24 protein-coding genes are annotated in these 22,603 nt (G+C 70.8%); 18 read left to right on the forward strand and 6 right to left on the reverse strand.

Translation table 11 applies throughout. The features are described from left to right. Window positions 1–14: 14 nt before the first annotated feature. From tsaB to KZC57_RS13765, 6 genes are all read left to right on the forward strand, one after another. The gene (gene tsaB, locus KZC57_RS13740; RefSeq protein ID WP_217583958.1) at window positions 15–632 is read left to right on the forward strand and encodes a tRNA (adenosine(37)-N6)-threonylcarbamoyltransferase complex dimerization subunit type 1 TsaB; all 618 of its coding nucleotides are present in this window, start codon (window positions 15–17) and stop codon (window positions 630–632) included. Next, the gene (gene rimI, locus KZC57_RS13745; RefSeq protein ID WP_247641982.1) at window positions 629–1,117 is read left to right on the forward strand and encodes a ribosomal protein S18-alanine N-acetyltransferase; all 489 of its coding nucleotides are present in this window, start codon (window positions 629–631) and stop codon (window positions 1,115–1,117) included. Before tsaB ends, rimI begins: the two co-directional genes overlap by 4 nt. Beyond that, window positions 1,114–2,202, forward strand: a complete 1,089-nt coding sequence (gene tsaD / locus KZC57_RS13750; protein ID WP_144880721.1) for a tRNA (adenosine(37)-N6)-threonylcarbamoyltransferase complex transferase subunit TsaD — start codon at window positions 1,114–1,116, stop codon at window positions 2,200–2,202. The genes rimI and tsaD overlap by 4 nt, the downstream gene beginning before the upstream one ends. Beyond that, the gene (locus tag KZC57_RS13755) at window positions 2,199–2,681 is read left to right on the forward strand and encodes a hypothetical protein (RefSeq protein ID WP_060923329.1); all 483 of its coding nucleotides are present in this window, start codon (window positions 2,199–2,201) and stop codon (window positions 2,679–2,681) included. The genes tsaD and KZC57_RS13755 overlap by 4 nt, the downstream gene beginning before the upstream one ends. An 11-nt stretch (window positions 2,682–2,692) precedes the next feature. Beyond that, window positions 2,693–3,817, forward strand: a complete 1,125-nt coding sequence (locus KZC57_RS13760) for a hypothetical protein (RefSeq protein WP_060923330.1) — start codon at window positions 2,693–2,695, stop codon at window positions 3,815–3,817. Window positions 3,818–3,965: 148 nt separating this feature from the next. Continuing rightward, a complete protein-coding gene (locus tag KZC57_RS13765; RefSeq protein ID WP_247641983.1) occupies window positions 3,966–4,985 on the forward strand; it encodes a hypothetical protein in 1,020 nt (339 codons plus the stop codon). A gap of 6 nt (window positions 4,986–4,991) precedes the next feature. Here KZC57_RS13765 and KZC57_RS13770 read toward each other — a convergent pair whose 3' ends face one another. Further along, window positions 4,992–6,191, reverse strand: a complete 1,200-nt coding sequence (locus KZC57_RS13770; RefSeq protein ID WP_276550914.1) for an SAM-dependent methyltransferase — start codon at window positions 6,189–6,191, stop codon at window positions 4,992–4,994. Between the two features lie 157 nt (window positions 6,192–6,348). On the opposite strand from KZC57_RS13770, the gene groES reads away from it, so the two are divergent. From groES to KZC57_RS13785, 3 genes are all read left to right on the forward strand, one after another. Continuing rightward, window positions 6,349–6,645, forward strand: a complete 297-nt coding sequence (gene groES, locus KZC57_RS13775) for a co-chaperone GroES (RefSeq protein WP_017203655.1) — start codon at window positions 6,349–6,351, stop codon at window positions 6,643–6,645. Window positions 6,646–6,776: 131 nt separating this feature from the next. Next, complete coding sequence (rarD, locus tag KZC57_RS13780) at window positions 6,777–7,709, forward strand: EamA family transporter RarD (protein WP_060923112.1); 933 nt, start codon at window positions 6,777–6,779, stop codon at window positions 7,707–7,709. A gap of 144 nt (window positions 7,710–7,853) precedes the next feature. Then, window positions 7,854–9,110: an ABC transporter substrate-binding protein gene (locus KZC57_RS13785; RefSeq protein ID WP_060923111.1), complete on the forward strand. Its 1,257-nt coding sequence runs from the start codon at window positions 7,854–7,856 to the stop codon at window positions 9,108–9,110. A gap of 65 nt (window positions 9,111–9,175) precedes the next feature. Here KZC57_RS13785 and KZC57_RS13790 read toward each other — a convergent pair whose 3' ends face one another. Genes KZC57_RS13790 through KZC57_RS13805 form a run of 4 tightly spaced genes read right to left on the reverse strand, consistent with a single transcriptional unit; the run spans window position 9,176 to window position 13,195 of the window. After that, window positions 9,176–9,943 (reverse strand): ABC transporter ATP-binding protein, encoded by a 768-nt coding sequence (locus KZC57_RS13790; RefSeq protein ID WP_105949360.1) that lies wholly within the window; start codon window positions 9,941–9,943, stop codon window positions 9,176–9,178. Beyond that, the gene (locus KZC57_RS13795) at window positions 9,940–10,938 is read right to left on the reverse strand and encodes an ABC transporter ATP-binding protein (RefSeq protein WP_247641985.1); all 999 of its coding nucleotides are present in this window, start codon (window positions 10,936–10,938) and stop codon (window positions 9,940–9,942) included. The genes KZC57_RS13790 and KZC57_RS13795 overlap by 4 nt, the downstream gene beginning before the upstream one ends. After that, window positions 10,928–11,905, reverse strand: coding sequence for a branched-chain amino acid ABC transporter permease (locus KZC57_RS13800; RefSeq protein WP_025103732.1), 978 nt, complete (start codon window positions 11,903–11,905; stop codon window positions 10,928–10,930). The genes KZC57_RS13795 and KZC57_RS13800 overlap by 11 nt, the downstream gene beginning before the upstream one ends. A gap of 3 nt (window positions 11,906–11,908) precedes the next feature. Beyond that, the gene (locus KZC57_RS13805; RefSeq protein WP_060923108.1) at window positions 11,909–13,195 is read right to left on the reverse strand and encodes a branched-chain amino acid ABC transporter permease; all 1,287 of its coding nucleotides are present in this window, start codon (window positions 13,193–13,195) and stop codon (window positions 11,909–11,911) included. Between the two features lie 316 nt (window positions 13,196–13,511). On the opposite strand from KZC57_RS13805, the gene guaB reads away from it, so the two are divergent. Beyond that, a complete protein-coding gene (guaB, locus tag KZC57_RS13810; RefSeq protein WP_247641986.1) occupies window positions 13,512–15,014 on the forward strand; it encodes an IMP dehydrogenase in 1,503 nt (500 codons plus the stop codon). 72 nt (window positions 15,015–15,086) lie between these two features. Here the strand turns inward: guaB and KZC57_RS13815 are convergent, their stop codons facing one another. Next, window positions 15,087–15,497, reverse strand: coding sequence for a hypothetical protein (locus KZC57_RS13815; RefSeq protein WP_105949363.1), 411 nt, complete (start codon window positions 15,495–15,497; stop codon window positions 15,087–15,089). Window positions 15,498–15,597: 100 nt separating this feature from the next. Here KZC57_RS13815 and KZC57_RS13820 point away from each other — a divergent pair, with 100 nt between their 5' ends. From KZC57_RS13820 to KZC57_RS13855, 8 genes are all read left to right on the forward strand, one after another. Continuing rightward, the gene (locus KZC57_RS13820) at window positions 15,598–15,909 is read left to right on the forward strand and encodes a DUF2277 domain-containing protein (protein WP_060923105.1); all 312 of its coding nucleotides are present in this window, start codon (window positions 15,598–15,600) and stop codon (window positions 15,907–15,909) included. Window positions 15,910–16,047: 138 nt separating this feature from the next. Then, on the forward strand, window positions 16,048–17,094 hold the full coding sequence (locus tag KZC57_RS13825; protein ID WP_105949364.1) for a response regulator: 1,047 nt from the start codon (window positions 16,048–16,050) through the stop codon (window positions 17,092–17,094). Further along, window positions 17,094–18,083, forward strand: coding sequence for an ATP-grasp domain-containing protein (locus KZC57_RS13830; RefSeq protein ID WP_105949365.1), 990 nt, complete (start codon window positions 17,094–17,096; stop codon window positions 18,081–18,083). Before KZC57_RS13825 ends, KZC57_RS13830 begins: the two co-directional genes overlap by 1 nt. Further along, on the forward strand, window positions 18,080–18,793 hold the full coding sequence (locus tag KZC57_RS13835) for a PHP domain-containing protein (RefSeq protein ID WP_247641987.1): 714 nt from the start codon (window positions 18,080–18,082) through the stop codon (window positions 18,791–18,793). The genes KZC57_RS13830 and KZC57_RS13835 overlap by 4 nt, the downstream gene beginning before the upstream one ends. After that, window positions 18,793–20,280, forward strand: coding sequence for a glycosyltransferase (locus KZC57_RS13840; RefSeq protein ID WP_060922047.1), 1,488 nt, complete (start codon window positions 18,793–18,795; stop codon window positions 20,278–20,280). The genes KZC57_RS13835 and KZC57_RS13840 overlap by 1 nt, the downstream gene beginning before the upstream one ends. Next, window positions 20,277–20,420, forward strand: a complete 144-nt coding sequence (locus KZC57_RS13845; protein WP_157524008.1) for a hypothetical protein — start codon at window positions 20,277–20,279, stop codon at window positions 20,418–20,420. Before KZC57_RS13840 ends, KZC57_RS13845 begins: the two co-directional genes overlap by 4 nt. Then, window positions 20,417–20,764, forward strand: a complete 348-nt coding sequence (locus tag KZC57_RS13850) for a response regulator (protein WP_247641988.1) — start codon at window positions 20,417–20,419, stop codon at window positions 20,762–20,764. Before KZC57_RS13845 ends, KZC57_RS13850 begins: the two co-directional genes overlap by 4 nt. Continuing rightward, the gene (locus KZC57_RS13855; protein WP_247641989.1) at window positions 20,761–22,572 is read left to right on the forward strand and encodes an ATP-binding protein; all 1,812 of its coding nucleotides are present in this window, start codon (window positions 20,761–20,763) and stop codon (window positions 22,570–22,572) included. Before KZC57_RS13850 ends, KZC57_RS13855 begins: the two co-directional genes overlap by 4 nt. Window positions 22,573–22,603 lie beyond the last annotated feature (31 nt).

Consider the following 22,603-nt stretch of genomic DNA (forward strand, 5'->3'; position numbering starts at 1 on the left):
ACTACCCTGGAGAGGTGATCCTCGCCGTCGACACCTCCCTTGGCACCGCCGTCGCCCTCATCGACCCGGATGGGACGCGTCGTGCCGAGGCCGGTACCGCCGATCCGCTGGGCCACGCCGAGGTGATCGGCGACCTCGTGCGCGACGTGCTCCGCGAGGGCGGATCCGACGGCATCACGCACGTCGTGGCCGGCATGGGGCCCGGCCCGTTCACCGGTTTGCGCATCGGCATCGCGACCGCGCGGGCGTTCGCCCTCGGCCGCGGCGTCTCCGTCGTCCCGGTCCCGAGCCACACGGCGGCCGCTCTCACGATCCAGGCCACCGTGACCGGACCGTTCGCCGTCGTCACCGACGCCCGCCGCCGCGAGGTCGCCGTCACCGTGTTCGACGGGCAGGACGAGGACGGGATCCCGCGCACGATCGCCGACACCGTGCTCGTGCGGGCCGCCGACGCCGACGAGCACCTCGCGGGCCTCCGCCGGGTGGACGTGACGACGCTGTCCGCGGTCGACCTCGCCCGGGTGGGGGCACGGGCGCTCGCCGCCGGCAGGGTCCTCGCCGGCGAGGAGCCGCTCTACCTGCGGCACCCGGACGTCACCCTGCCCGGTGCCCCGAAGAAGGTGGGCGCATGACCCTCCGGGACGCCAGGCCGGCCGACCTCGACGCGATCATGGCCATCGAGGAGCGCTCGTTCCCGACCGACGCGTGGAGCCGGGACACCATGGCGAGCGAGCTGGCGAGCCCGCACGGCCGCTACCTCGTCGACGAGCAGGGCGGGGCCATCGTCGGCTACGGCGGGGTCAGGGCCCTGCAGGGCGGCGCGGACGCCGACATCCAGACCATCGCCCTCCTCGCCGAGGTCCGGGGACAGGGACGCGGGCGGGCGCTGCTGCGTGCCCTGCTGCGGACGGCCGCGGCCCGGGGTGCGCACGAGGTGTTCCTCGAGGTGCGCGCCGACAACCCGCCGGCCGAGGGCCTGTACCGCGCGGAGGGCTTCGAGGAGATCGGCAGGCGCCCCCGCTACTATCAGCCGGACGACGTCGACGCGATCGTGATGCGTCTGGACCTGCGCCGCCATCCGGCGCCCGCCGATACGCCGGAGGAGGCGACCGCATGAGTGAGCCCCTGGTGCTCGGCATCGAGACGAGCTGCGACGAGACCGGCATCGGCATCGTGCGGGGCCGCACGCTGCTGTCCAACACGATCGCCTCCAGCATGGACGAGCATGCCCGGTACGGCGGCGTCGTGCCGGAGGTCGCCGCCCGCGCACACCTCGAAGCGCTGCAGCCGGCCATCGACGCCGCCCTCGCCGAGGCCGACGTCCGCCTCGCCGACCTCGATGCGGTGGCGGTGACGAGCGGCCCTGGCCTCGCGGGAGCGCTCATGGTCGGCGTGGGGGCGGCGAAGGGCCTCGCGGTCGCCCTGGACAAGCCCCTGTACGCGGTCAACCACCTCGTCGGCCACATCGCCGCCGACATCCTCACCCCGGATGCGGCGCCGCTGGAGTACCCGACGATCGCGCTGCTGGTCTCCGGCGGCCACACCTCCCTGCTCCACGTGCGCGACCTCACGACCGATGTCGAGCTGCTCGGCGAGACCGTGGACGACGCCGCGGGCGAGGCCTTCGACAAGGTCGCCCGGCTGCTGTCCCTGCCGTATCCCGGCGGCCCCGAGATCGACAGGGCCGCCGTCGGCGGAGACCCGGATGCGATCCGCTTCCCGCGCGGGCTCTCCCGTGCCTCCGACCTCGCGAAGCATCGCTACGACTTCTCGTTCTCCGGGCTGAAGACCGCCGTCGCCCGCTGGATCGAGCGCTTCGAAGCCGAGAACGCCGCCGCGGGCACCGACGCGCGCGAGCTGCCGATCGCCGACATCGCCGCGAGCTTCCGGGAGGCCGTCGTCGACGTCCTCGTCACCAAGGCGCTCAACGCGTGCGCCGACCTCGGGGTGCCGCGGCTGCTCCTGGGCGGCGGTGTGATCGCGAACCGTCGGCTCCGCGAGGTGGCGCTGGCCAGGGCCGCCGAGGCCGGGGTCACCGTGCGCATCCCGCCGCTCTCCCTCTGCACGGACAACGGCGCCATGATCGCCGCGCTCGCCGCTGAGCTCATCGCGTCGGGGCGCCCCGCCTCGACGCTCGGCTTCGGCGCCGACTCGACGCTGCCGGTCACCGAGATCCAGGTCGCGGAGGCGGTGCCGGCGTGAGCGGGCTCGCGCGCGGACCGGAGCCGGACGGGGCCACGCCCCGTGCGCGGGTCGAGCGCGCGAGCGGGCAGGTCGAACGTCCGGCGGGGACGGCGCGCCTTCCCGGAGCCCCGCGGGAGGGGTACACGAAGCTCCCCACGGGTCCGGTGGGCATCGAACCGGTGGTCGTCAGCGGACCCGACCTCGACCACGGGGAGGACGAGGGGTGGGAGCCTGCGGTCGAGCCGGCCGTCGTCGACGACACCCGCCTGGCCCCGTGGGCGCTGCTCGCGGCGATCGTCGCTCTCGGCGCATCGTTCTTCGTGGGGTGGGGGATCCCGGTCGCGGTCGTCGCCGTGATCGCCGCGATCATGTCGCTGCGCCGCCCCGTCGAGAACCGCGCGATCGCGCGCTGGGCGCTCGTGCTGGGTCTGTGCGCGACCGTGTACAGCCTGGGATGGCTGGTCTGGGCGGGCATGCAGTTCGAGAGACTCGGCTAGGCGGGGTGGCCATGACGGACGACGACGACGTCGAGGAGCGCAGGGCCCTGCAGCGCAAGGCGTACGGGCCCGGCGGGGAGCTGACCGCCGCGGAGGCCGCCCGGCTGCGCGCGCTCGAGGATTCCCATCGGACACGCTCGGCGGGGCCGCCCGCGTCCGCGTCGATGACCGATCCCGTCCAGGAGACCCGGCCCCCCGGCCCTCCGCCGTCCTCCGGGGCCACGTCCGGTCCGCACGACGACGAACCTCCGGCCCCCGGCGGCGATTCCGCGATGCCGGAGGAGGAATCCGAGGAGGTCGCGACCGCCCGGACCGACTCCCCGACTCTCCGGGCGGGGCAGGGCCGTCTCCTCGGGACGCGCGTGCTCGCCGCAGTGGTGGTGCTGCTGCTCGGTGTCGGCATCGGCTGGTTGGCCTTCGGCCGGACCGGCGGAGCGGCCGTCGCCCTGAGCTCCACGCAGCAGCAGTGGCAGTCCGAGCTCGTCGCGTCCGGACGGTACGACGCCGGCTCGGTGCGTGCGCTCGCCACGGAGGACGACGCTGTCGTCTGGACGGCGACGCAGAACGGCGGCGCGAGCATCTGCCTGGTCCTCCGGTCGGCGGAGAGCACGACGCCGAGCTGCAATCGGCGCGAGACCGTGCAGGAGGAAGGCCTGTGGGGCGAGGTGACGACGCAGCGCGACGACGACTACACGCGCCAGATCATGGCTCAGCTGATCCTCACGCCTGACGGCGAACCGGCGGTGAGCGTCGACGTCTCGGAGTACGGTATCGGTGACGGCGGCGGCATCACCTATGCGAACGAGGCGGAGACCCGCGCGGCCGCGCGTCTGGTCGAGGAAGGGTTCGACCCGAACTCCATCTGGGTCGTCGGGTACGACGACGATGTCCCCATCTGGACGGCCTCCGCGCAGGATTCGGGGCGGCATTGTCTCGTCTACGACGGATCGACGGCCGACGCTCCGATGGCCTGCGAGGAGACCGAGACGCTGGCGGAGCACGACGGGCGGCTGCGGTTGCAGGTGACGGACGCGACGACCGGGCAGGTGACGACGTACGAGCTGCCGACCAGCGCGGGAGTGCCGTCCTTCACGATCATCCGCGAGGGGAGCGACGCCGGTGCGGGCGGAGACTGACGGAGAGGACGCCGCGGCAGCGGAGCGCCGGGCGCTGGAGCGCGCGGCGTACGGCCGCGACGGCGGGCTCGACGCCGCAGCGGCCCGTCGGCTTCAGGAGCTTCAGGAGGAACATCGTCGCTTGACCCCTTTCGCGCAGGACGAGCCGATGGAATCGCCATCCGTGGGCGATGACGCGCCGGAGTCCGTGACCGCTCGCCCGGCGCCGGAGGACGTGCCGGCCGCGGAGGACACCCCTCCGGCCACCCCGGACGACGTCTCCCGGACGGAGGCGTCGGCCGTGAACCGCCGCGGTCTCGTGCCGGTGCTCGTGGCGTCGGCGGCTCTCCTCGCGATCGGCGTGGGGGCCGGGTGGGCGCTGTTCGCCCCGCGGTCGGACGCGTTTCGCCTGACGGAGGCGCAGGAGGACCGGCGCATCGCACTCGCCGGTGAGGGCTACGACCCCGGCTCCGTGCGTCCGGTGGCGGAGGCGGAGGGCGCGCTCGCCTGGTTCGCCACGCAGGACGACGGGGCCAGCCGGTGTCTGATCCTCGACGTCGGCACGGACTCCCAGTCGACCTGTCTGGCGGGGGAGGAGGCGGGACCGGGCTTGTACGCCTCGCTCCCCGTCCCGTCCTCCGCAGCGGACGCCGAGGAGGACTCCTTCTCCTTCGACAGCGTGACGGCGGTCATGCTCTTCTCCACCACGGACGAGCCGATGGTGAGCATCCAGCGCTGGGGAGGCAGCTCCACGCTCGTCGCCCAGTTCGGCGAGGCGGAGCGCGCAAGGGCGGAGGAGCTCGTCGGGGACGGCTACGACCTCAACCTCTCCGTCCTCGGGTCCTTCCGCGAGCAGCCGGTCTGGCTCGGCGACCGCAGCACGGAGAGCGGGCCCTCCCAGCGCTGCCTGATCGTCGACGCCGACGGCTCACGCCAGTGCGCCACGATCGACGAAGCGGTGCAGTCCGGGCTCCGCGTACAGCTGCTCGACGTCGACCAGGAGACCGGGGAGCTGCTGTCGGCATCCGTCATCGAGGTGGACTTCACTCGCTGGCAGACGCCCTACCTCACCGTGACCTCGGGCCCGGCCGTGGTCGACGAAGCGACGGGCGAGTCGTACCTGGTGACCACCGGGCCGCCCGGGGATCCGATCCGCGTCGACATCCCGGGCCGGGAGTCGGAGGACTGACCGTCCTCAGTCCGCGGCGGGCACCCGGTCGGCGAGGATCGCGCGGCGCTGATCGCCGAATCGGGCGAGGATCAGGGTCGCCTCGGCATCGCCGCGGAGGGTCAGCTTGCGCCGGAAGGCCGCGGGATCGACGTCCACCCCGCGCTTCTTGATCTCGATGCGGCCGATGCCGTGGGTCTTCAGGGCGGCGTTGATCGTCTTCGGCGTGATCGGCAGCGTCTCCCGGACGCGGAAGGACTGCACGAACGGGCTCGTCAGGGCCGCATCGGAGGTGAGGTAGGCGATGCGCGCGTCGAGCATCCCTGCGTCCAGGCTGCGGGCGACGTCGCCGATGAGACGCGCCCGGATGACGGCGCCGTCCGGCTCGTGCAGGAAGGCCCCGAGTGCACGGACGGGAGCGTCCTCGGCGTCTGCGGCGCCGGTGAGCTCGTGCGAGCGCTCGCCGCGGATGACGAGTGCGGAGCGCCGGACTCCTTCCCTCGCCAGCTCGCGCGACCACACCACGAGCTCGACGACGCTCCCGTCTGCGCTGACCCACTGCGTCTCCGCGTCCGTGGGCAGGGCGTCGCGGTCGTGGGCAGGGCCGAGCTTGATCCCGGTGGGGCGCTGCGCGGCGACGGCGAACGCCCAGTCGAGGGACGGCGAGTAGTCGTCGGCGGAGACGCGCCGGGTCTCGCTGTGTCCGGAGGTGCGGCGGGCGGGATCCATCCAGATCGCCTGGCCGGGGACCGGCTCTCCGAGCGCGTCCTCCGCCGTGGCGTGCCGGACCGTGGCGTCGTCGCCGAACGGGGCGAGGTTGTAGGCGGCGAGGGCCGCGGTCACCTCGTCGGCGTCCACCGCATGCACCGCCAGTCCCGCGCCGGCGAACGCGAGGGCGTCGCCGCCGATCCCGCAGCCGAGGTCCGCGACGCTCGTGAGGCCGGCTCGGCGGATCCGCTGGGCGTGGCGGGCGGCCACGCCGAGGCGGGTGGCCTGCTCGAGGCCGGCGCGGGTGAAGAGCATGCGGGCGGCGAAGGGGCCGAACTTCGCCGTGGCCCTGGCGCGCAGGTGCGCCTGCCCGACGACGGCGGAGACGAGGTCGGGGGAGTGTCCCGCAGCCCGCAGCCGGGAGACGGCGGCTGCGGCCTCCGCGGTGGAGGTGACCGGCCCGAGCGCATCGAGCAGCTCCAGGCCGGCGGGGGTCAGCAGGGCGCGCAGCTCGGACATCTCCACCCTCCCAGCCTACGGCGCGCTCGCCGCCCCGACCCGGGTTGGCACTCGCATTGCATGAGTGCCAGCCGACCGCCTACACTGGCATTAGCACTCTCGGGTTGAGAGTGCGAACGAGTCTTTCGTGTCAGCGTCAAGAAAGAAGAGGTAGACCGTGTCGGTTTCCATCAAGCCGCTCGAGGACCGCATCGTCATCAAGCAGGTCGAGGCCGAGCAGACCACCGCGAGTGGCCTGGTCATCCCCGACACCGCCAAGGAGAAGCCCCAGGAGGGCGAGGTCGTGGCGGTCGGCCCCGGCCGTATCGACGACAACGGCAACCGCGTTCCGCTCGACGTCGCCGTCGGCGACCGCGTGCTCTACAGCAAGTACGGCGGCACCGAGGTGAAGTTCGGTGCAGACGAGTTCCTCGTCCTGTCGGCTCGCGACGTCCTGGCGGTCGTCGTCCGCTGATCGCACACCCGGTTCCCTCCGCTCGCCGGACGGGAACCCGGTCCGCAGAGGGCCCGGATGCTTCTGCATCCGGGCCCTCTTCTGCGTCCCGAACGGCGCGTCGCCCGGCGGCGCGGGCATAGGGTTGTGCGGTGACCCCCGAGACGAGCCGCGCCACCCGGACGGCGGGCGTCGCGTACGCCGGGAGCGCCTACCTGCTGTGGGGCGTCCTGCCGCTCTACTTCCTCCTGCTGCAGCCCACCGGTCCGTGGGAGGTCGTGGCCTGGCGGGTGCTGCTCTCCTTCGTCTTCTGTCTCCTGCTGCTCACGGTCACCCGAGGATGGGCCGCCTTCCTCGCGATCGTCCGGAGTCCGCGACTGCTGGGGTGGACGGCCCTGGCCGGCCTCCTCATCTACGTCAACTGGCAGGTGTTCGTCCTCGGCACGCTGAGCGGGAAAGTCGTGGAGACGGCGCTCGGCTACTTCATCAACCCGATCACGACCGTGCTGCTCGGCGTCTTCGTGCTCAAGGAGCGCCTCCGACGGCTGCAGTGGGTGGCCGTCGGCATCGCGGCCGCCGCGGTGGTCGTCATCGTCGTGGCGTACGGCGACGTCCCCTGGATCGCCTTGACGCTGACGGCCTCCTTCGGCCTGTACGGGCTCATCAAGAAGAAGATCGGCCCCGCCGTCGACGCGGTCAGCGGGCTGACGCTCGAGTCGTTCTGGCTGATCCCCATCGCGGTGGTGCAGCTCGTGATCGTGGCGACGACGCCCGTCGGACTCACGATGGGGACGGCGGGCTGGTCGCACGCCGTGCTGCTGGCGTTCGCGGGGGTGGCCACAGCCGTCCCCCTGCTGCTGTTCGCGGCCGGGACACGTCGGGTCGACCTCGCCGTGATCGGCATGCTGCAGTTCCTCACCCCGATCCTGCAGTTCGTGATCGGGGTCGCCGTGCTCCAGGAGCCGATGCCACCGGAGCGCTGGATCGGGTTCGTCCTGGTTTGGATCGCGATCGCGGTCTTCGTCGTCGATCTGCTCCTCGCCGCGCGGCGCGGCCGCCGGGACACCCCCGCCGCGGGGTTCTGATCCCGCCCGCTCGCAGGCGGAAACAGCGGTCCTGGATCGTTAACGCACCGAGATACTTGCCCCTCCTGCGCGCGGGGCGCACGCCCTAGTGTTAGAGCACCCGACTGTGGTCACCATCCACGTTCGTTTACGCAAGGGAGCATCATGAACGCACTGAAGGGCTCGCGCAGCGCGAGGATCTTCGCCGGGATCGCGCTGGTCAGCGCTTCCGCCCTCATCATCGCGGGCTGCAGCAGCACGCCGAACGCGGAGCCGTCGGACGGGGGTGGCGACAAGCCGGCCGCCGACCTGACGCTCAAGCTCGGTTCGCTGCTGCCGGCCACCGGCACGCTCGCGTTCCTGGGCGCGCCGATGGAGGCCGGTGTCCAGCTCGCCGTCAACCAGATCAACGAGGCCGACGCCGGCATCACGATCGACGTCAGCACGGCCGACGAGGGCGACCTCGACAACAAGGCCTACGAGACCTCCATCAACAACCTGCGCAACGACGACATCACCGCCATGATCGGCGCGGCGTCCTCCAGCGTCACCAAGCTGATCCTCGACGGCAACGCGGGCGCGGACATCCTCACCGTGTCCCCGTCGAACACCTCGCCGGACTTCACGGGCATCAATCCGCTGTACTTCCGGACCGCGCCGAGCGACAACCTCCAGGGCGAGGTCCTCGGCAACGAGATCGCCGAGGACGGCCACAAGACGCTGGGCATCATCTACCAGAACGACCCGTACGGCACGGGGCTGTTCGAGGCGATCAAGGCCACCTTCGAGAGCACCGGCGGCGAGGTCGTCGCCGACGCGTCGTACAACCAGGGTGACGGTCAGTTCAACGCGCAGGTCTCGGAGATCGCCGCGGCGAACCCGGACGCGGTCGCGGTCGTCTCCTACGACCAGTTCGCCACCATCGCGCCGCTGCTCGGCAACGCCGGGGTCGACACCGGGTCCCTGTACCTCGTCGACGGCAACCTCAAGGACTGGGGCTCGGACGTCTCGGTCAGCCTCGAGGGCTCGAAGGGCACCCGTGCCGGTGCTGAGCTGCCGCAGGACTTCCTCGACCAGCTGAACGAGGTCTGGACGGCCGAGGGCAACGACCCGATCGACGCCGTGACCTACTCGGCCGAGGCGTACGACGCTGTGGTGCTGATCGCCCTGGCGGCGCTGAAGGCCGGCTCGGTCGAGGGCCCGGACATCGCGGCCGAGATGATCACCGTCTCCGGCGGTGACGGTGACGGCGAGAAGTGCGACAACTTCGCCGATTGCGCCGCGATCATCAACGACGGCGGCACGCCGGACTATGACGGTCTCTCCGGCGAGATCACGTTCGACGAGAACAACGACCCGAAGGGTGCCGCGATCGGCGTCTACGAGTTCGACGCCGAGAACGTCACCTCGCGCATCAAGTAACGCAGCGACGACGAAGGCCCCGGATGCTTCGGCATCCGGGGCCTTCGTCGTACCAGGAACCGGCCTCAGGCGGCGTCGGTGCCGAGGGTGCCCAGGTAGAGGCCGATGACCTTCGGGTCGTTCAACAGCTCCCGGCCGGTGCCCTCGTAGGCGTCCTTGCCCTGGTCGAGCACGTATCCGCGGTCGCAGATCTGCAGGCACCGACGGGCGTTCTGCTCGACCATGATCGTCGTGACGCCCGCCTTGTTGATGTCGGAGACGCGGATGAAGGCGTCGTCCTGCCGCACGGGGGAGAGGCCGGCGGACGGCTCGTCGAGCAGCAGCACCGACGGGTCCATCATGAGAGCCCGCGACATGGCGACCATCTGCCGCTCGCCGCCGGAGAGCGAGCCGGCACGCTGCTTCAGACGCTTGCCGATCTCCGCGAAGATGCTGCTGACGAACTCGAGCCGCTCCGCGAAGATCTTCGGGTTCTGGTAGAGACCCATCTCCAGGTTCTCCTGGATGGTGAGCGACGGGAACACGTTGTTCGTCTGCGGCACGAAGGCCACACCGCGGCGCACGAGCTTGTCGGCCTTGAGGCCGACGATGCTCTCGCCTTTGACCGTGATGTCGCCTTCGCGGACGTTGACCATGCCGAAGATCGCCTTGAGGAGCGTCGACTTCCCGGCGCCGTTCGGGCCGATGATGCCGATGAGCTCGCCCTGGCGGGCGACGAGGTTCGCGCCGTTGAGGATGTTCACTCCCGGCAGGTAGCCGGCGTGCACGTCCTTCAGCTCGACGACCACGTCGTCGGCCGGGGCGGCGCTTTCGGCGGGGGTTGCGGTGCTCATGCCTTGTCCTCCTCGGCAGCGTCCTCGGCCTCGACCTCGGCCTCGACCTCGGTCTCGATCTGCTCGCGGATGCGCTCCGCGTCGGCGTCGGAGATCACCGGGAGACGGCCGGTGACGGCGCCCAGGTCCACGTCCTGGTGGGCACCCAGGTAGGCGTCCACCACCGCGGGGTCCTCCATGACGGTCTCCGGCGGCCCCTCGGCCACCACGCGCCCCTCGGCCATCACGACCACCCAGTCGGCGATGTGACGCACCATGTGCATGTCGTGCTCGACGAAGAGCACCGTCATCCCGAGGTCCTTGAGGTCGAGGATGTGATCGAGGAGCGACTGGGTGAGGGCGGGGTTCACCCCGGCCATCGGCTCGTCGAGCATCACCAGGCTCGGGTCGCTCATGAGGGCCCTGGCCATCTCCAGCAGCTTGCGCTGCCCGCCGGAGAGCGACGCCGCGAAGTCCTGCTCTTTGGCGTCGAGCTTGAAGCGCACGAGGAGCTCGTGGGCGCGCTGCTCGATCTCCTGCTCCTGCTTGCGCCAGAGGAAGGGGAACAGCCCTGCCCAGAAGCCCTCGCCGCGCTGGTCCTTCGCGCCGAGCTTCATGTTCTCCAGCACGGTCAGCAGCGACAGCGATTTGGTGAGCTGGAAGGTGCGCACCTGTCCCATGCGGGCGACCTTGAACGACGGGATGCCGGACAGGTTCTTGCCGTCGTAGGACCACGTGCCGCTGTTGGGCTTGTCGAAGCCGCACAGGAGATTGAACAGCGTGGTCTTGCCGGCGCCGTTGGGGCCGATGAGCGCCGTGATGGCGCCGCGCGGGATCTCGAGGTGGTCGACGTCGACCGCCGTGAGGCCGCCGAAGCGCCGCTGCACGGCGTCCACGACGAGGATCGGGTCGACCTTCTTGACTCCGGGGGCGGCGGGACCCGCGGTGAGGCCGGTGGTCTTCGCGCGGGGAGCGCTCTTCGCGGGCGTGACGGCCGCGTCGTTCTCACTTGACAAAGGTCATCTCCCTCTTGTTCCCCAGGATGCCCTGCGGGCGGAACACGACGATGAGCATCAGCACGATGCCGATGAGGATATAGCGCACCACGTCGGCCTGAGCGCTCGTCATGGGCAGGTAGCCGGCCGTGGCCATCGCGGGGAGGAGCGCGCCGAGGAAGGCGAACACCACCCAGAACAGCACGGCGCCGAGCGTCGGGCCGAACACCGTGGCCGCGCCGCCGAGGAGCAGGATCGTCCACAGGAAGAACGTCAGCGACGTGGAGTAGCTGCCGGGGATGACCGCCGACGGCAGGACGAAGACGATTCCGCCCAGTGCACCGATCACGCCACCCACCACGAGTGCCTGCATCTTGTAGGCGAAGACGTTCTTGCCGAGCGAGCGCACGGCGTCCTCATCCTCGCGGATGCCCTTGAGCACGCGACCCCAGGGGCTGCGCATGAGCGCCCAGACCACGAGGATCGTGAGAGCGAGGGTGAGCAGTCCGAACACCCGCACCCAGAGGTCGTTGGCGTTGTACGTCCACGGGCCGAAGCCGTAGGTCCCCGGGGGGAAGGGGTTCGCGTCGCGGAAGCTCTGGTGGTAGCCGGAGAGACCGCCGGCGGAGTTCGTCCAGTCCTTGAAGAGCTCGGTGACGAACATCAGGCGCACGACCTCCGCGGCCGCGATGGTCGCGATGGCCAGGTAGTCGGCGCGCAGCCGCAGCGTCGGGATGCCCAGCAGCAGGGCGAAGAGCGCGCCGCCGGTGATGCCGACGAGCACGCCCAGCCACCACGGGAATCCGAAGGTGAGGATCGAGATCGCGTAGCCGTAGCCGCCGATCGCCATGAACGCCGCCATGCCGAAGTTGAGCAGACCCGTGTACCCGAAGTGCACCGCGAGGCCCGTGGCCGCGAGCGCGTAGGCGATCGTGGTCGGGCTGAACAGGTAGGAGGCGGTGTTGCCGAAGATGCTTCCGAAGTCCATGCGTCAGCCCAACCTTTCCTTGCGTCCGAGGATGCCCTGCGGTCGCACGAGCAGGATGATGATCAGCGCGACGAGGGCGCTGGCGTACTTGAGGTCGGTCGGCACCCCGAGGAGCGTCGAGACCTCGACCGCGAGGCCGACGATGATCGAGCCGATCAGGGCGCCGATCGCGGAGCCGAGACCGCCGAGCGTGATGGCGCAGAACATCAGCAGCAGCATCTGCATGCCCATGTCCCACTTCACGCCGGGGCGGAAGTACGCCCAGAGGATGCCGGAGATCGCGGCCAGGGTGCCGGCGAGGATCCAGACGACGCGGATGACCTTGTCCACGTCGATGCCGGAGGCGGCGGCGAGCTGCGGGTTGTCCGAGATCGCCCTCGTCGCCTTCCCGATGCGGGTGCGGGTGAGGAAGAACGCGACGCCGAGGATCACGATGATGCTCGTGGCCATGCCGATCATGTCGATGTACGACAGGGAGATCGGGCCGAGGCGGATCGGCTCCGGGCTCGCGCCGGGCAGCTGATAGGTGCTGCCGCCGATGATGTACTGCAGGCCGTAGCGAAGGGCCAGCGAGAGGCCGATGCTGACGATCATGAGCTGGACGACGCCCAGTCCGCGCCGACGCAGCGGCTTCCAGATGCCGGCGTCGAGCGCCCAGCCGAGTGCCGCGCCGCCGATGACCGCGGCGATGATGCCGGCCCACAGCGGGAGCTGCCAGAAGGAGGTGACGACGAGGGTGATCACCGCGCCCCACGTCACCATCTCGCCGTGCGCGAAGTTAGACAGCCGGGTCGTGCCGTAGATGAGCGCGGCGCCCATCGAGGCGAGCCCCAGCAGGAGCCCGAAGTTCAGGCCGCCCACCAGGCGCGACAGGAGCTGGTCGAGGAAGGAGACGGTCACCCGCTCTCCCTCGCCGAGGAAGAGGTTCACGATCTTCGTCCCGGTGAGCCCGAACTCCAGCTCGAATGAGGCGGTCGTGCCCGAGACGGGCTGGATCCCCTCGGGGAGCTGCGTCGCGTCGACGATCACGCCGTCCGGAAGTGTGGACTCGTCCACCGTGAGGGTGTACGTCTCCTTCTCCGGCACGTACAGGCGCCACTTGCCCTCGGCGTCGGTCTCGGTCTCGGCGTCGAAGCCGTTGCCCTCGATCGTCATCACGACGCCCTCGACGGGCTCGTCGCCGTCGGTGACGACCCCGGCGAAGTAGAAGTCGGTGACCTCCTGCCCGTCGTCCGTGGTCTCGGCGGAGGCCGCTGAGGGAGGGAGCAGGAGCGATGCCGCGAGCGCCATCAGGATTCCGAAGAAGGCGAAGGCCCAAGGGCGCTTTCGCGGTCCGGCGAGTGCTGTGGGTCCCACGCAACCTCCACTGTGAGTGCTGTCTCCGCGGGCTCGGGTCGAACCGCGGGGATGGACGACGCACTTGAGCGTAATGGGCGATCGGCGAATCACCTATCGTCCGGGCCAACGGTCCGGTAACGACAGGGCCCTGGGAATGTTCTCGGGCGTGTCTCGCTTAGAATCTCCATACGGGTCACGCCCGCGCACCGGCCGACGTCGACCCCCCATTCGCACCCGGATCCGCGCCACTCGCGCAGGAGGAGATTCCATGGACCAGCACGATCCCTTCGGCTTCGTCGGACTGACCTACGATGACGTGCTGCTGCTCCCCGGGCACACCGACGTCATCCCCAGTGAGGCCGACACGTCGTCCCGGATCACCCGACGGATCTCCGTCGCGACGCCGCTGCTCTCCAGCGCGATGGACACGGTGACCGAATCCCGCATGGCGATCGCCATGGCCCGGGAGGGCGGCATCGGCATCCTGCACCGCAACCTCTCGATCGCCGACCAGGCCGCGCACGTCGACCGCGTGAAGCGCAGCGAGTCCGGCATGATCACCGACCCCATCACCACGACGCAGGACGCGACGGTGGAGGAGGTCGACGCCCTGTGCGCCAAGTACCGGATCTCCGGCCTCCCGGTCGTGGACGACGAGGGTCGCCTGGTGGGCATCATCACGAACCGCGACATGCGCTTCGTCTCCGGCTTCGAGCGTCAGAGCACGTTCGTCAAGGACGTCATGACGAGGGAGAACCTCGTCACCGCCCCCGTCGGCGTCGCGGCGGGCGAGGTCATCGCGCTGTTCGCGAAGCACCGCGTCGAGAAGCTGCCCCTCATCGACGAGGACGGCAAGCTCGCCGGCCTCATCACCATCAAGGACTTCGACAAGAGCGAGAAGTATCCGCTCGCCACCAAGGACGACCAGGGCCGCCTGCGGGTGGGCGCGGCGATCGGCTTCTTCGGCGACGCGTGGAAGCGCGCCGAGGCCCTCCGCGACGCCGGAGTGGACGTGCTCGTCGTCGACACCGCCAACGGGCAGTCGCAGGGCGTGATCGACCTCGTCAAGCGCCTCAAGGCCGACGAGTCGTTCGCGCACATCGACGTCATCGGCGGCAACGTCGCCACCCGCGAGGGCGCGCAGGCGCTGGTGGACGCGGGCGTGGACGCCGTCAAGGTGGGCGTGGGTCCCGGCTCGATCTGCACGACCCGCGTGGTCGCCGGTGTCGGCGTGCCGCAGGTCACGGCCGTCTACGAGGCATCGCTCGCGGCGCGCCCCGCCGGCGTCCCGGTGATCGCCGACGGCGGCCTGCAGTACTCGGGCGACATCGCGAAGGCGCTCGTCGCCGGTGCTGACGCCGTGATGCTCGGCTCGCTGCTCGCCGGCACCGACGAGTCGCCGGGCGAGATCGTCTTCCAGTCGGGCAAGCAGTTCAAGCAGTACCGCGGGATGGGCTCGCTCGGCGCCATGCAGACGCGCGGCAAGCAGACGTCCTACTCGAAGGACCGCTACTTCCAGGCCGACGTGCCCAGCGACGACAAGCTGATCCCGGAGGGCATCGAGGGCCAGGTGCCCTACCGCGGCCCGCTCTCGGCCGTCGCCTACCAGCTCGTCGGCGGCCTGCGGCAGTCGATGTTCTACGTCGGGGCCCGCACCATCGAGGAGCTCAAGCAGCGCGGCAAGTTCGTGCGCATCACCTCGGCCGGGCTCAAGGAGTCGCACCCGCACGACGTGCAGATCGTCGTCGAGGCGCCGAACTACAAGAAGTGACCGCGACCCCCGCAGGGGGACGCACGAGGGGCCGGATGCGCTGCATCCGGCCCCTCGTCGTTCGCGGTGCGGTCAGCCGCAGCGGTAGGTGACGCCGCCGACGTCCCAGACCCCGGGGCCGAGCTCGGCGCACGTCCCGATCACGCCGGCCAGCACGGTCGCCAGCAGGATGATGCCGATGATCGCGAAGATCGTCAGGACGGCGCCGACGATGATGCCGGCGATCGCGATGCCCTTGGGAGCCTTCGCCTTGCCGAGCTGCACGGCGGCGATGATGCTGAGGATGAGGCCGACCGGCGGCAGCAGGAACGCCAGCACGAGGCCGATGATCGACAGCACCCGTCCCGGGGGCGACGTCGGCACGTCCTGCGCGTAGGGGGTGCCGGGCGGGGGAGCGGAGGCGGCGGGATACGGCGAGGGCGTGCCGCCGGGAGGTGGCGGGTTGTACGGCGGCGGGGCGTCGGGCGGCGGTGTATCGGTCATGATCTCTCCTCGGTTCCGGTCGTAGCCCAGAGCGTAGCGACGGCGGGCCGGGCATGCCATCCCCCTTTCGCGGCCGGCGGGCCGCGCGTACGGTGCCGGTATGTGCCGGAACATCGTGCCTCTGAACAACCTCGAGCCCGCGGCCACCGACGAGGAGTGCCGCGAGGCTGCGCTCCAGTTCGTCCGCAAGATCTCCGGGACGACGGCGCCGTCGCGGGCGAACCGTGAGGTCTTCGATCGCGCGGTGGCCGAGATCGCCGTGGCCACGCGGCGGCTGCTCGATGACCTCGTGACCGCGGCGCCGCCCAAGAACCGCGAGGAGCAGGCGGCGAAGAGGCGGGCGCGATCGGCGGAGCGGTACGAGGCGATCCGGCTCTACCAGGAGGAGAAGCGGGCGGCGCGCGCGGGCTGAAGCGCTGCGGGCCGGGGGTGGAGCCCTGTGCCAGAATCGACGTACCCCGCTCGACTTTCCCTGCGGCCCGGTGATGAAGGCACCGCGGTCGCACCGCCGAATCCCCTCGGCAGGGAATCTCCCCAAGGAGAGCTGTACATGGCTGAGGTCCCCCCTCGCATCCTCGTCGTCGACGACGACCACGACGTCGCCCTGCTTGTGAAGACCGTCCTGGAACGGCGTGCGGGCTGCGTCGTCGATCTCGCGGACGACGGCCGGTCGGCGCTCGAGAAGGCCGCGGCGGTGAAACCCGACGTGGTCGTCACCGACATCGAGATGCCGGGACTCGGTGGTCTGGAGCTGCTCGCGGAGCTGCGCCGCGTCATGCCCACCGTGCCGGTCATCGTCATGACGGCGCACGTCTCGGTCGAGTACGCGGTGTCCGCGCTCCGGGCGCAGGCCGACGAGTTCCTCACCAAGCCGCTCGACAACGCCCGGCTCGTGGAGTCGGTCACCCGGCTCGTCGAGGAGTCCCGGCGCCGGAAGGCGGAGGCGAAGACCGGTGAGGTCGTCCTCGCGATCGGAGCGCACCCGGACGACGTCGAGATCGGTGTCGGCGGCATCCTTGCAGCCCATGCCGCCGCCGGCGATCGCATCACCATCCTCACGCTCTCCCGCGGAGCGCGCGGCGGTGATGCCGACAGCCGCCAGCACGAGTCCCTCGCCGCCGCCGAGCAGCTGGGTGCCCGGCTGTTCGTGAAAGACCTCGTCGACACCGAGATCTCCGGCGGCGGGTCGACCGTCCGCCTCATCGAGGAGGTCGTGCAGGAGATCCAGCCGACCATCGTCTACACGCACTCGCACCACGACCGTCACCAGGATCACCGCGCGGTGAACGAGGCGACGATCGTCGCGACGCGCCGCGTCGGCACGGTCGCGTGCTACCAGAGCCCCTCCGCGACCATCGACTACCGGCCCACGCGCTTCGTCCGCATCGATCGCTTCCTCGACGACAAGCTGCGGCTGCTGGAGTGCTTCCAGTCCCAGGCCGCCGCGAACCGGGAGTACCTCGCGCCGGAGTTCGTCACGGCCACCGCCCGCTACTGGTCGCGGTTCGGCGGCGGCGTGGCCGTCGAGCCGCTGGAGGTCGTGCGCGAGACCGCCGAGTTCATCGGCGCCCATGAACTGACCCGACGGGAGAGCTGATGACGAAGCGCGTACTGGTCACCGGAGCCGGGGGCCCCGCCGGAGTCGCGGTGATCCGCTCCCTGCTGCGACGGTCCGATCTGACGGTCTTCGCGGCCGACATGGACGGCTGGGCGAGCGGCCTCTACCTCGTTCCGCCGGCGCAGCGTCGTCTGGTTCCCCCGGGGCGGGACGCGGACTTCGTGCCGGCGATCGCGCGGATGGTCGCCGAGGACGGTCTCGACCTCGTTATCTCCACCGTCGACGTGGAGCTGATCGCGCTCGCGGACCGCAGGGACGAGCTGGCCCCGGCGGTCCTCGCCGCGCCGCCCGCCGACACGCTGCACACCGCCCTCGACAAGCTCGCCCTCGCGGAGCGCTGCGCGCCGACCGGTCGTGTGCCGCGCACCGTGCTCGCCGGCCCGGATGCCGCGGAGGTCGCGTGGGAGTTCCCCGTGTTCGCCAAGCCCCGGCAGGGGGCGGGCAGCCGCGGTGTGCGCCTCGTCCCCGACGCGGAGGCGCTCGCCGCCCTCCCCACGGATGAGGGGCTGATCGTGCAGGACTTCCTCCCGGGCGAGGAGTACTCGGTCGATGTGATCGCCGACGCCTCCGGCGGCGTGGTCGCCGCGGTGCCGCGCACCCGTGCCCGCGTGGACTCCGGGGTCGCGATCGCCGGCCGCACGCTCCGCGACCCCGAGCTCGAGGAGACCGCTGCCGCCATCGCGCGGGCGATCGGCCTGGTCGGCGTCGCCAACGTGCAGCTCCGCCGCGATCGAGACGGGCGCGCCGTGCTGCTCGAGGTCAACCCGCGCTTCCCCGGCGCGCTCCCGCTGACGATCGCCGCCGGAGTCGACATCCCCTCGCTCGTCGCCGACCTCTTCCTCGGCCGGGAGATCCCGGTGCAGGTGCCCTTCCGGGAGGTCGCCTCCGTGCGCTTCCTGGAGGACGTGATCGTCGAGGTCGACGACGTGCTCGTGTCGGCGCACGCCGGTCACCAGGAGGAGCTGTGAGTCATCCCGCCCTGCGCGGAGACCACCACGTCCACTCCACGTTCTCCGACGACGCGGTCTCCACGCTGGAGGAGAACGTCGCCGCGGCTGCGGCCGTCGGTCTCGACACCGTCCGTCTCGTCGACCACGTGCGGCAGACCACGACCTGGGTGCCGGAGTACCTCGCCGCCGTCCGCCGGCTGGACGTCCCGGACGGATTGACGGTGCTGACCGGCGTCGAGGCGAAGGTCCTCGACGCCTCAGGCGCGCTCGACATCCCGGCGCTTCCGGCGGGCATCGACCGGATCCTCATCGCCGATCATCAGTTCCCCGGTGTGGACGGGCCGCTCGGACCCACCGCGGTCCGCGAACGCATCGCCGCGGGCTGGGCGCCGGCCGACGTCCTCGACCAGTTCGTGGACGCCATCGTCGCGACCATGCGCCGCCATCCGGGCAACCAGCTCGCGCACTGCTTCTCGATCCTGCCGAAGATCGGTCTCGCGGAGGAGGAGCTCGGGGTCGAGCGCCTCGACGCGTGGGCGCGAGCCGCCGCGGAGACGGGCACGCTCGTCGAGGTCAACGAGAAGTGGGTGTGCCCCGGCGCGGAGGCGCTGAACGCCCTGGAGCGCGCGGGCGCCGGCATCGTGGCCTCCACCGACAGCCACGTGGCCGCAGACGTCGGCCGGTACTCCCGCATCGTCCCGCTGCTCACAGGGACGGAAGGACGCTGATGCCCGAACTGACCTGGATCGAGACGGTCGTCGTCGTCATCCTCCTGCTGTGCGTGCTGATCGGCACGCTGCCGGTCGTCAACACCGGTCTGCAGTTCCTCATGCTGCCGCTGCACGCCTTCCGCAATCACTACGGCAAGGCCGCCCCGTACCACCCGAACGTGGCGGTGGTCATCCCGGCGTGGAACGAGGGCCTGGTGATCGGCCCCGCGATCGAGCGGCTGCTCCAGCTCGAGTACCCCGCCGAGCGCCTCCGTGTCTTCGTGGTCGACGATGCGTCCACGGACGACACCCCGGCGATCGTGCAGCAGAAGGCGGCGACCCACCCGGGGCGGGTCGTCCACCTGCGGCGCGAGAAGGGCGGGGAAGGCAAGGCACACACGCTGAACCACGGCCTCGACGTCGTGCTCGCCGACCCGTGGACCGAAGCGGTGCTCATCATGGACGCCGACGTGATCTTCGCGCGGGACTCCCTGCGCAAGCTCACCCGGCACCTCGCCGACGAGGAGGTCGGGGCCGTCACGGCCTACATCGCGGAGGGCAGCAGGGACCGCAACTACCTCACCCGGTTCATCGCGATCGAGTACGTCATCGGCCAGCTCTCGGCACGGCGCACGCAGAACGTCGGGGGAGCGATCGCCTGCCTCGCCGGGGGCGCCCAGCTGCATTCCCGCGCGAACCTCGAGGCGATCGGCGGACGCATCCCGACGGGCACGCTCGCCGAGGACACCATGACGACCTTCGAGAGTCAGCTCCACGGCCGCCGGATGGTGTTCGAGCCGCACGCCGTGGTGCTCGCCGAGGAGCCGCGGACGATCGACAGTCTCTGGAAGCAGCGGCTGCGCTGGGCGCGCGGCAACGTGCAGCTCACCTCGATCTACAAGAGGCTCTGGTTCCGTCCGAGTCGCGACCACAACCTGGGCAGCATCCCCTTCGGGCTGGCCTGGTTCACGATCCTGCTGATGCCGGCGCTCCTGCTCCTCGCCGCCACCGCGATGATCGTCCTCCTGCTCCTGCACAGCGACGTCGCGGAGTTCGTGTTCCGGTTCATGTGGATCGCCGCGGCGGCCATCTACATCTTCTCGATGCTCTACTCCGTCCAGCTCGATCCGCGCATCGGGCGGCAGTCGTGGCGCGAGGCGATCATGTTCCCGGGACTCGGGGCGCTGATCCTCATGGCCCTGGCGCTGTTCCCCTGGGCCCTGGACGGCCTGATCGGCGCGGCCGGGCAGGAGTCGACGGAGCAGACGCGTGTGCTGTGGCTGCTGGCGTTCGCCCTCTGGGGGCCGGTGTCGATGCTCGGCATCTGGCTCGCGCGAGCGGTCGAGCCGCTTCCGGCCGGACGCTTCTTCGCGGGCCTGCTGCTCTACATCTGCGGCTACGGATCGCTGCTGTGCGCGATCACCGCCGACTCGTACCTCAAGGAGTGGCGTCGCGCGGACGCCTCCTGGATCAAGACCGAGAAGATCGGACGGGTCGACTCATGACCGACGCACCATCGCACGACGCCGAGGTGGAGGAGATCGCGGCCGACGCCCGGAAGGAGCGCCGCCTCATCCCGCAGGCGCTCATCTCCCTCGCCGTCGTGGTCGTGATCGTCGTCGTCCGAGAGCTGCTCCTGCGATGACCGGACGACCGCTCGCCCTGGTCGTCGAGGACGCTCCGGATCAGGCGACCCTGCTGGGTCGGTACCTCGATCGCGAGGGCTTCGACGTGTTCGTCGCGTCCGACGCCGAGTCTGCGATCGCCGCCTTCCCGGACATCGACCCCAGGGTCGCCGTCCTGGACCTGCTGCTCCCCGGAATCTCCGGGCAGGCCTGCTGCCGGCTGATCCACGAACGCTTTCCGGACTGCTTCCTCATCGTCAGCTCGGTGCTGGACGTCGCCGAGTACCCGCCGGCGGACGCGGCCCTGCCGAAGCCGATCACCGGGGCCGACCTGCATCGCGCCGTGGAACGGGTTCCGCGATGAGGGCGACACCGCTGGAGCGCGCCGAGAACCGCTGGTACCGGGTCATCGACAACCCGAACCCGATCGTCAAGCAGATCCCGACGCTCGTCGCCGCCGCGATCGCAGGCGTGATGACCTGGGCCATCCCCAGCCTGCCGTTCACCGATGTCGCCCTCGCCCTGGCCGGCCTCGCGATCGTCCTCGTCGCGACGCTCCACGCCGGAGTGCTCAGCGCGTTGCACATCCGGGAGGGCTGGATCGTGCTCCTGGTCCCGATGGTCGACATCCTGGGGCTGGGGCTCTTCCGCGCCGGGACGGGAGGCGCGGCCTCGCTCTTCAGCTCGCTCGTGCTGCTCCCCGTGATCTGGATCGCGGCGGCGCCAGGAATCCGCTGGGTCTTCGTCGTCGGCGCGTTCACGTCGCTCGCGCTGCTGATCCCCTACGTCATCGAACCGCCGACGAACGCGGTCGTGTGGCTCCGCGGCGTCGTCGGTCCTCTCGTCTTCGCGGCCGTCGCGGCCGTGGTGAACGAGCTCTCCCGGCAACAGCGCCTGCGGGTGCAGCAGGCGGAGGAGCTGGTCACGGAGCGGACCAAGGCGCTGTCCGAGAACGTCTCGATGATCGTGCAGCTGCGACAGAAGGAGCACGAGTACCGCGTGCTGCTCGACTCGTTCGAGGGCCTGTGGGCGTCGATCACCGCGCAGGCCGTGATCGGCACCGATCGCGAGGGGCGCGTCACGGCGTGGAACCCCGGGGCCGTCCGCCTGCTCGGGCTCTCTCACGACGAGGCTCTCGACGACGTGCGTGTCGACCGCTTCTTCTCGTCGTCGGCATTGGCCATGCTGGCCGAGGACACCGCCGCGCGCGAAGGGGATGCGGGGGCGGCGAGCGATCCGACCGCGCGCACCGGCGTCTCGGAGGGCCTCTGTGAGCTCTTCGCCCAGGCGGACGCCGGGCATACCGTCGACGGAGACATCGAGGTCAGGACCGCGGGCGGTACGACGGTACCCGCCCGGGTGACCGTGACGCCGCACAAGGATCCGTCCGGCGCGCAGCAGGGCTACCTGTTCGTGCTCACCGATGAGACGAGAGCCGTCGAGGTCGCGCGCATGAAGGACGAGTTCGTGGGGATGATCTCCCATGAGCTGCGGACGCCGTTGAGCGCGATCATCGGCTTCCTCGACCTGCTGCAGAACGATCCGGGTCAGCCGCTGACCGAGGACCAGCAGGAGTTCGTCGGCATCATCGAGCGCAATGCGAAGCGCCTGCTGAACCTCGTCGGCGACCTGCTCTTCACGGCGCAGGTGGAGTCGGGGCGCTTCCCTTTGGAGCGGGACGAGGCGGACGTCGCGGCGCTCGTGCGTTCGGCCGTGGCCTCGGCGGGACCGCACGCGCAGCGCGAGGGGATCGAGCTGGACCTGCAGGTCGGCGACGAGCCGATCCCGCTGCTCGTCGATCCCGGACGCCTCGGGCAGGCCGTGGACAACCTCCTCTCGAACGCCATCAAGTTCACCCCGCGCGGGGGTCGGGTGACGGCCGCCGTGCGTCGCCTCGACGGCGGGGTGCAGGTCGCCGTCGCCGACACCGGGGTCGGGATCCCGCAGGACGAGCAGCGCATGCTCTTCACCCGGTTCTTCCGGGCCTCGACGGCCACCCGCAACGCCGTGCCGGGCGTGGGGCTGGGTCTCACGATCACGCGGGCGATCGTGCTGGCCCACGGCGGCTCCATGGACGTGACCAGCGAGGAGGGGGTGGGCACCGAGTTCCGGTTCTTCCTCCCGGCGGCACCCAAGACCGAGGTGCTGCAGACCCTCAGCCGCGCGGACTGACACATCGGTGGGGGAGCGGTACGTTGGGCGT

The organism is Microbacterium sp. KSW4-4 (genome assembly GCF_023091185.1).
GTDB classification, from domain to species: domain Bacteria; phylum Actinomycetota; class Actinomycetes; order Actinomycetales; family Microbacteriaceae; genus Microbacterium; species Microbacterium paraoxydans.

Coding starts and splice junctions, on each gene's coding strand:
- KZC57_RS13840 (WP_060922047.1), top strand. CDS start 18,793: ATGCCCGAACTGACCTGGATCGAGACGGTCGTCGTCGTCATCCTCCTG.
- KZC57_RS13800 (WP_025103732.1), bottom strand. CDS start 11,905: ATGGACTTCGGAAGCATCTTCGGCAACACCGCCTCCTACCTGTTCAGC.
- KZC57_RS13815 (WP_105949363.1), bottom strand. CDS start 15,497: ATGACCGATACACCGCCGCCCGACGCCCCGCCGCCGTACAACCCGCCA.
- KZC57_RS13770 (WP_276550914.1), bottom strand. CDS start 6,191: ATGTCCGAGCTGCGCGCCCTGCTGACCCCCGCCGGCCTGGAGCTGCTC.
- KZC57_RS13760 (WP_060923330.1), top strand. CDS start 2,693: ATGACGGACGACGACGACGTCGAGGAGCGCAGGGCCCTGCAGCGCAAG.
- rimI (WP_247641982.1), top strand. CDS start 629: ATGACCCTCCGGGACGCCAGGCCGGCCGACCTCGACGCGATCATGGCC.
- KZC57_RS13820 (WP_060923105.1), top strand. CDS start 15,598: ATGTGCCGGAACATCGTGCCTCTGAACAACCTCGAGCCCGCGGCCACC.
- KZC57_RS13825 (WP_105949364.1), top strand. CDS start 16,048: ATGGCTGAGGTCCCCCCTCGCATCCTCGTCGTCGACGACGACCACGAC.
- tsaD (WP_144880721.1), top strand. CDS start 1,114: ATGAGTGAGCCCCTGGTGCTCGGCATCGAGACGAGCTGCGACGAGACC.
- KZC57_RS13845 (WP_157524008.1), top strand. CDS start 20,277: ATGACCGACGCACCATCGCACGACGCCGAGGTGGAGGAGATCGCGGCC.
- KZC57_RS13805 (WP_060923108.1), bottom strand. CDS start 13,195: ATGGCGCTCGCGGCATCGCTCCTGCTCCCTCCCTCAGCGGCCTCCGCC.
- KZC57_RS13765 (WP_247641983.1), top strand. CDS start 3,966: ATGGAATCGCCATCCGTGGGCGATGACGCGCCGGAGTCCGTGACCGCT.
- KZC57_RS13855 (WP_247641989.1), top strand. CDS start 20,761: ATGAGGGCGACACCGCTGGAGCGCGCCGAGAACCGCTGGTACCGGGTC.
- KZC57_RS13785 (WP_060923111.1), top strand. CDS start 7,854: ATGAACGCACTGAAGGGCTCGCGCAGCGCGAGGATCTTCGCCGGGATC.
- KZC57_RS13850 (WP_247641988.1), top strand. CDS start 20,417: ATGACCGGACGACCGCTCGCCCTGGTCGTCGAGGACGCTCCGGATCAG.
- KZC57_RS13790 (WP_105949360.1), bottom strand. CDS start 9,943: ATGAGCACCGCAACCCCCGCCGAAAGCGCCGCCCCGGCCGACGACGTG.
- guaB (WP_247641986.1), top strand. CDS start 13,512: ATGGACCAGCACGATCCCTTCGGCTTCGTCGGACTGACCTACGATGAC.
- KZC57_RS13830 (WP_105949365.1), top strand. CDS start 17,094: ATGACGAAGCGCGTACTGGTCACCGGAGCCGGGGGCCCCGCCGGAGTC.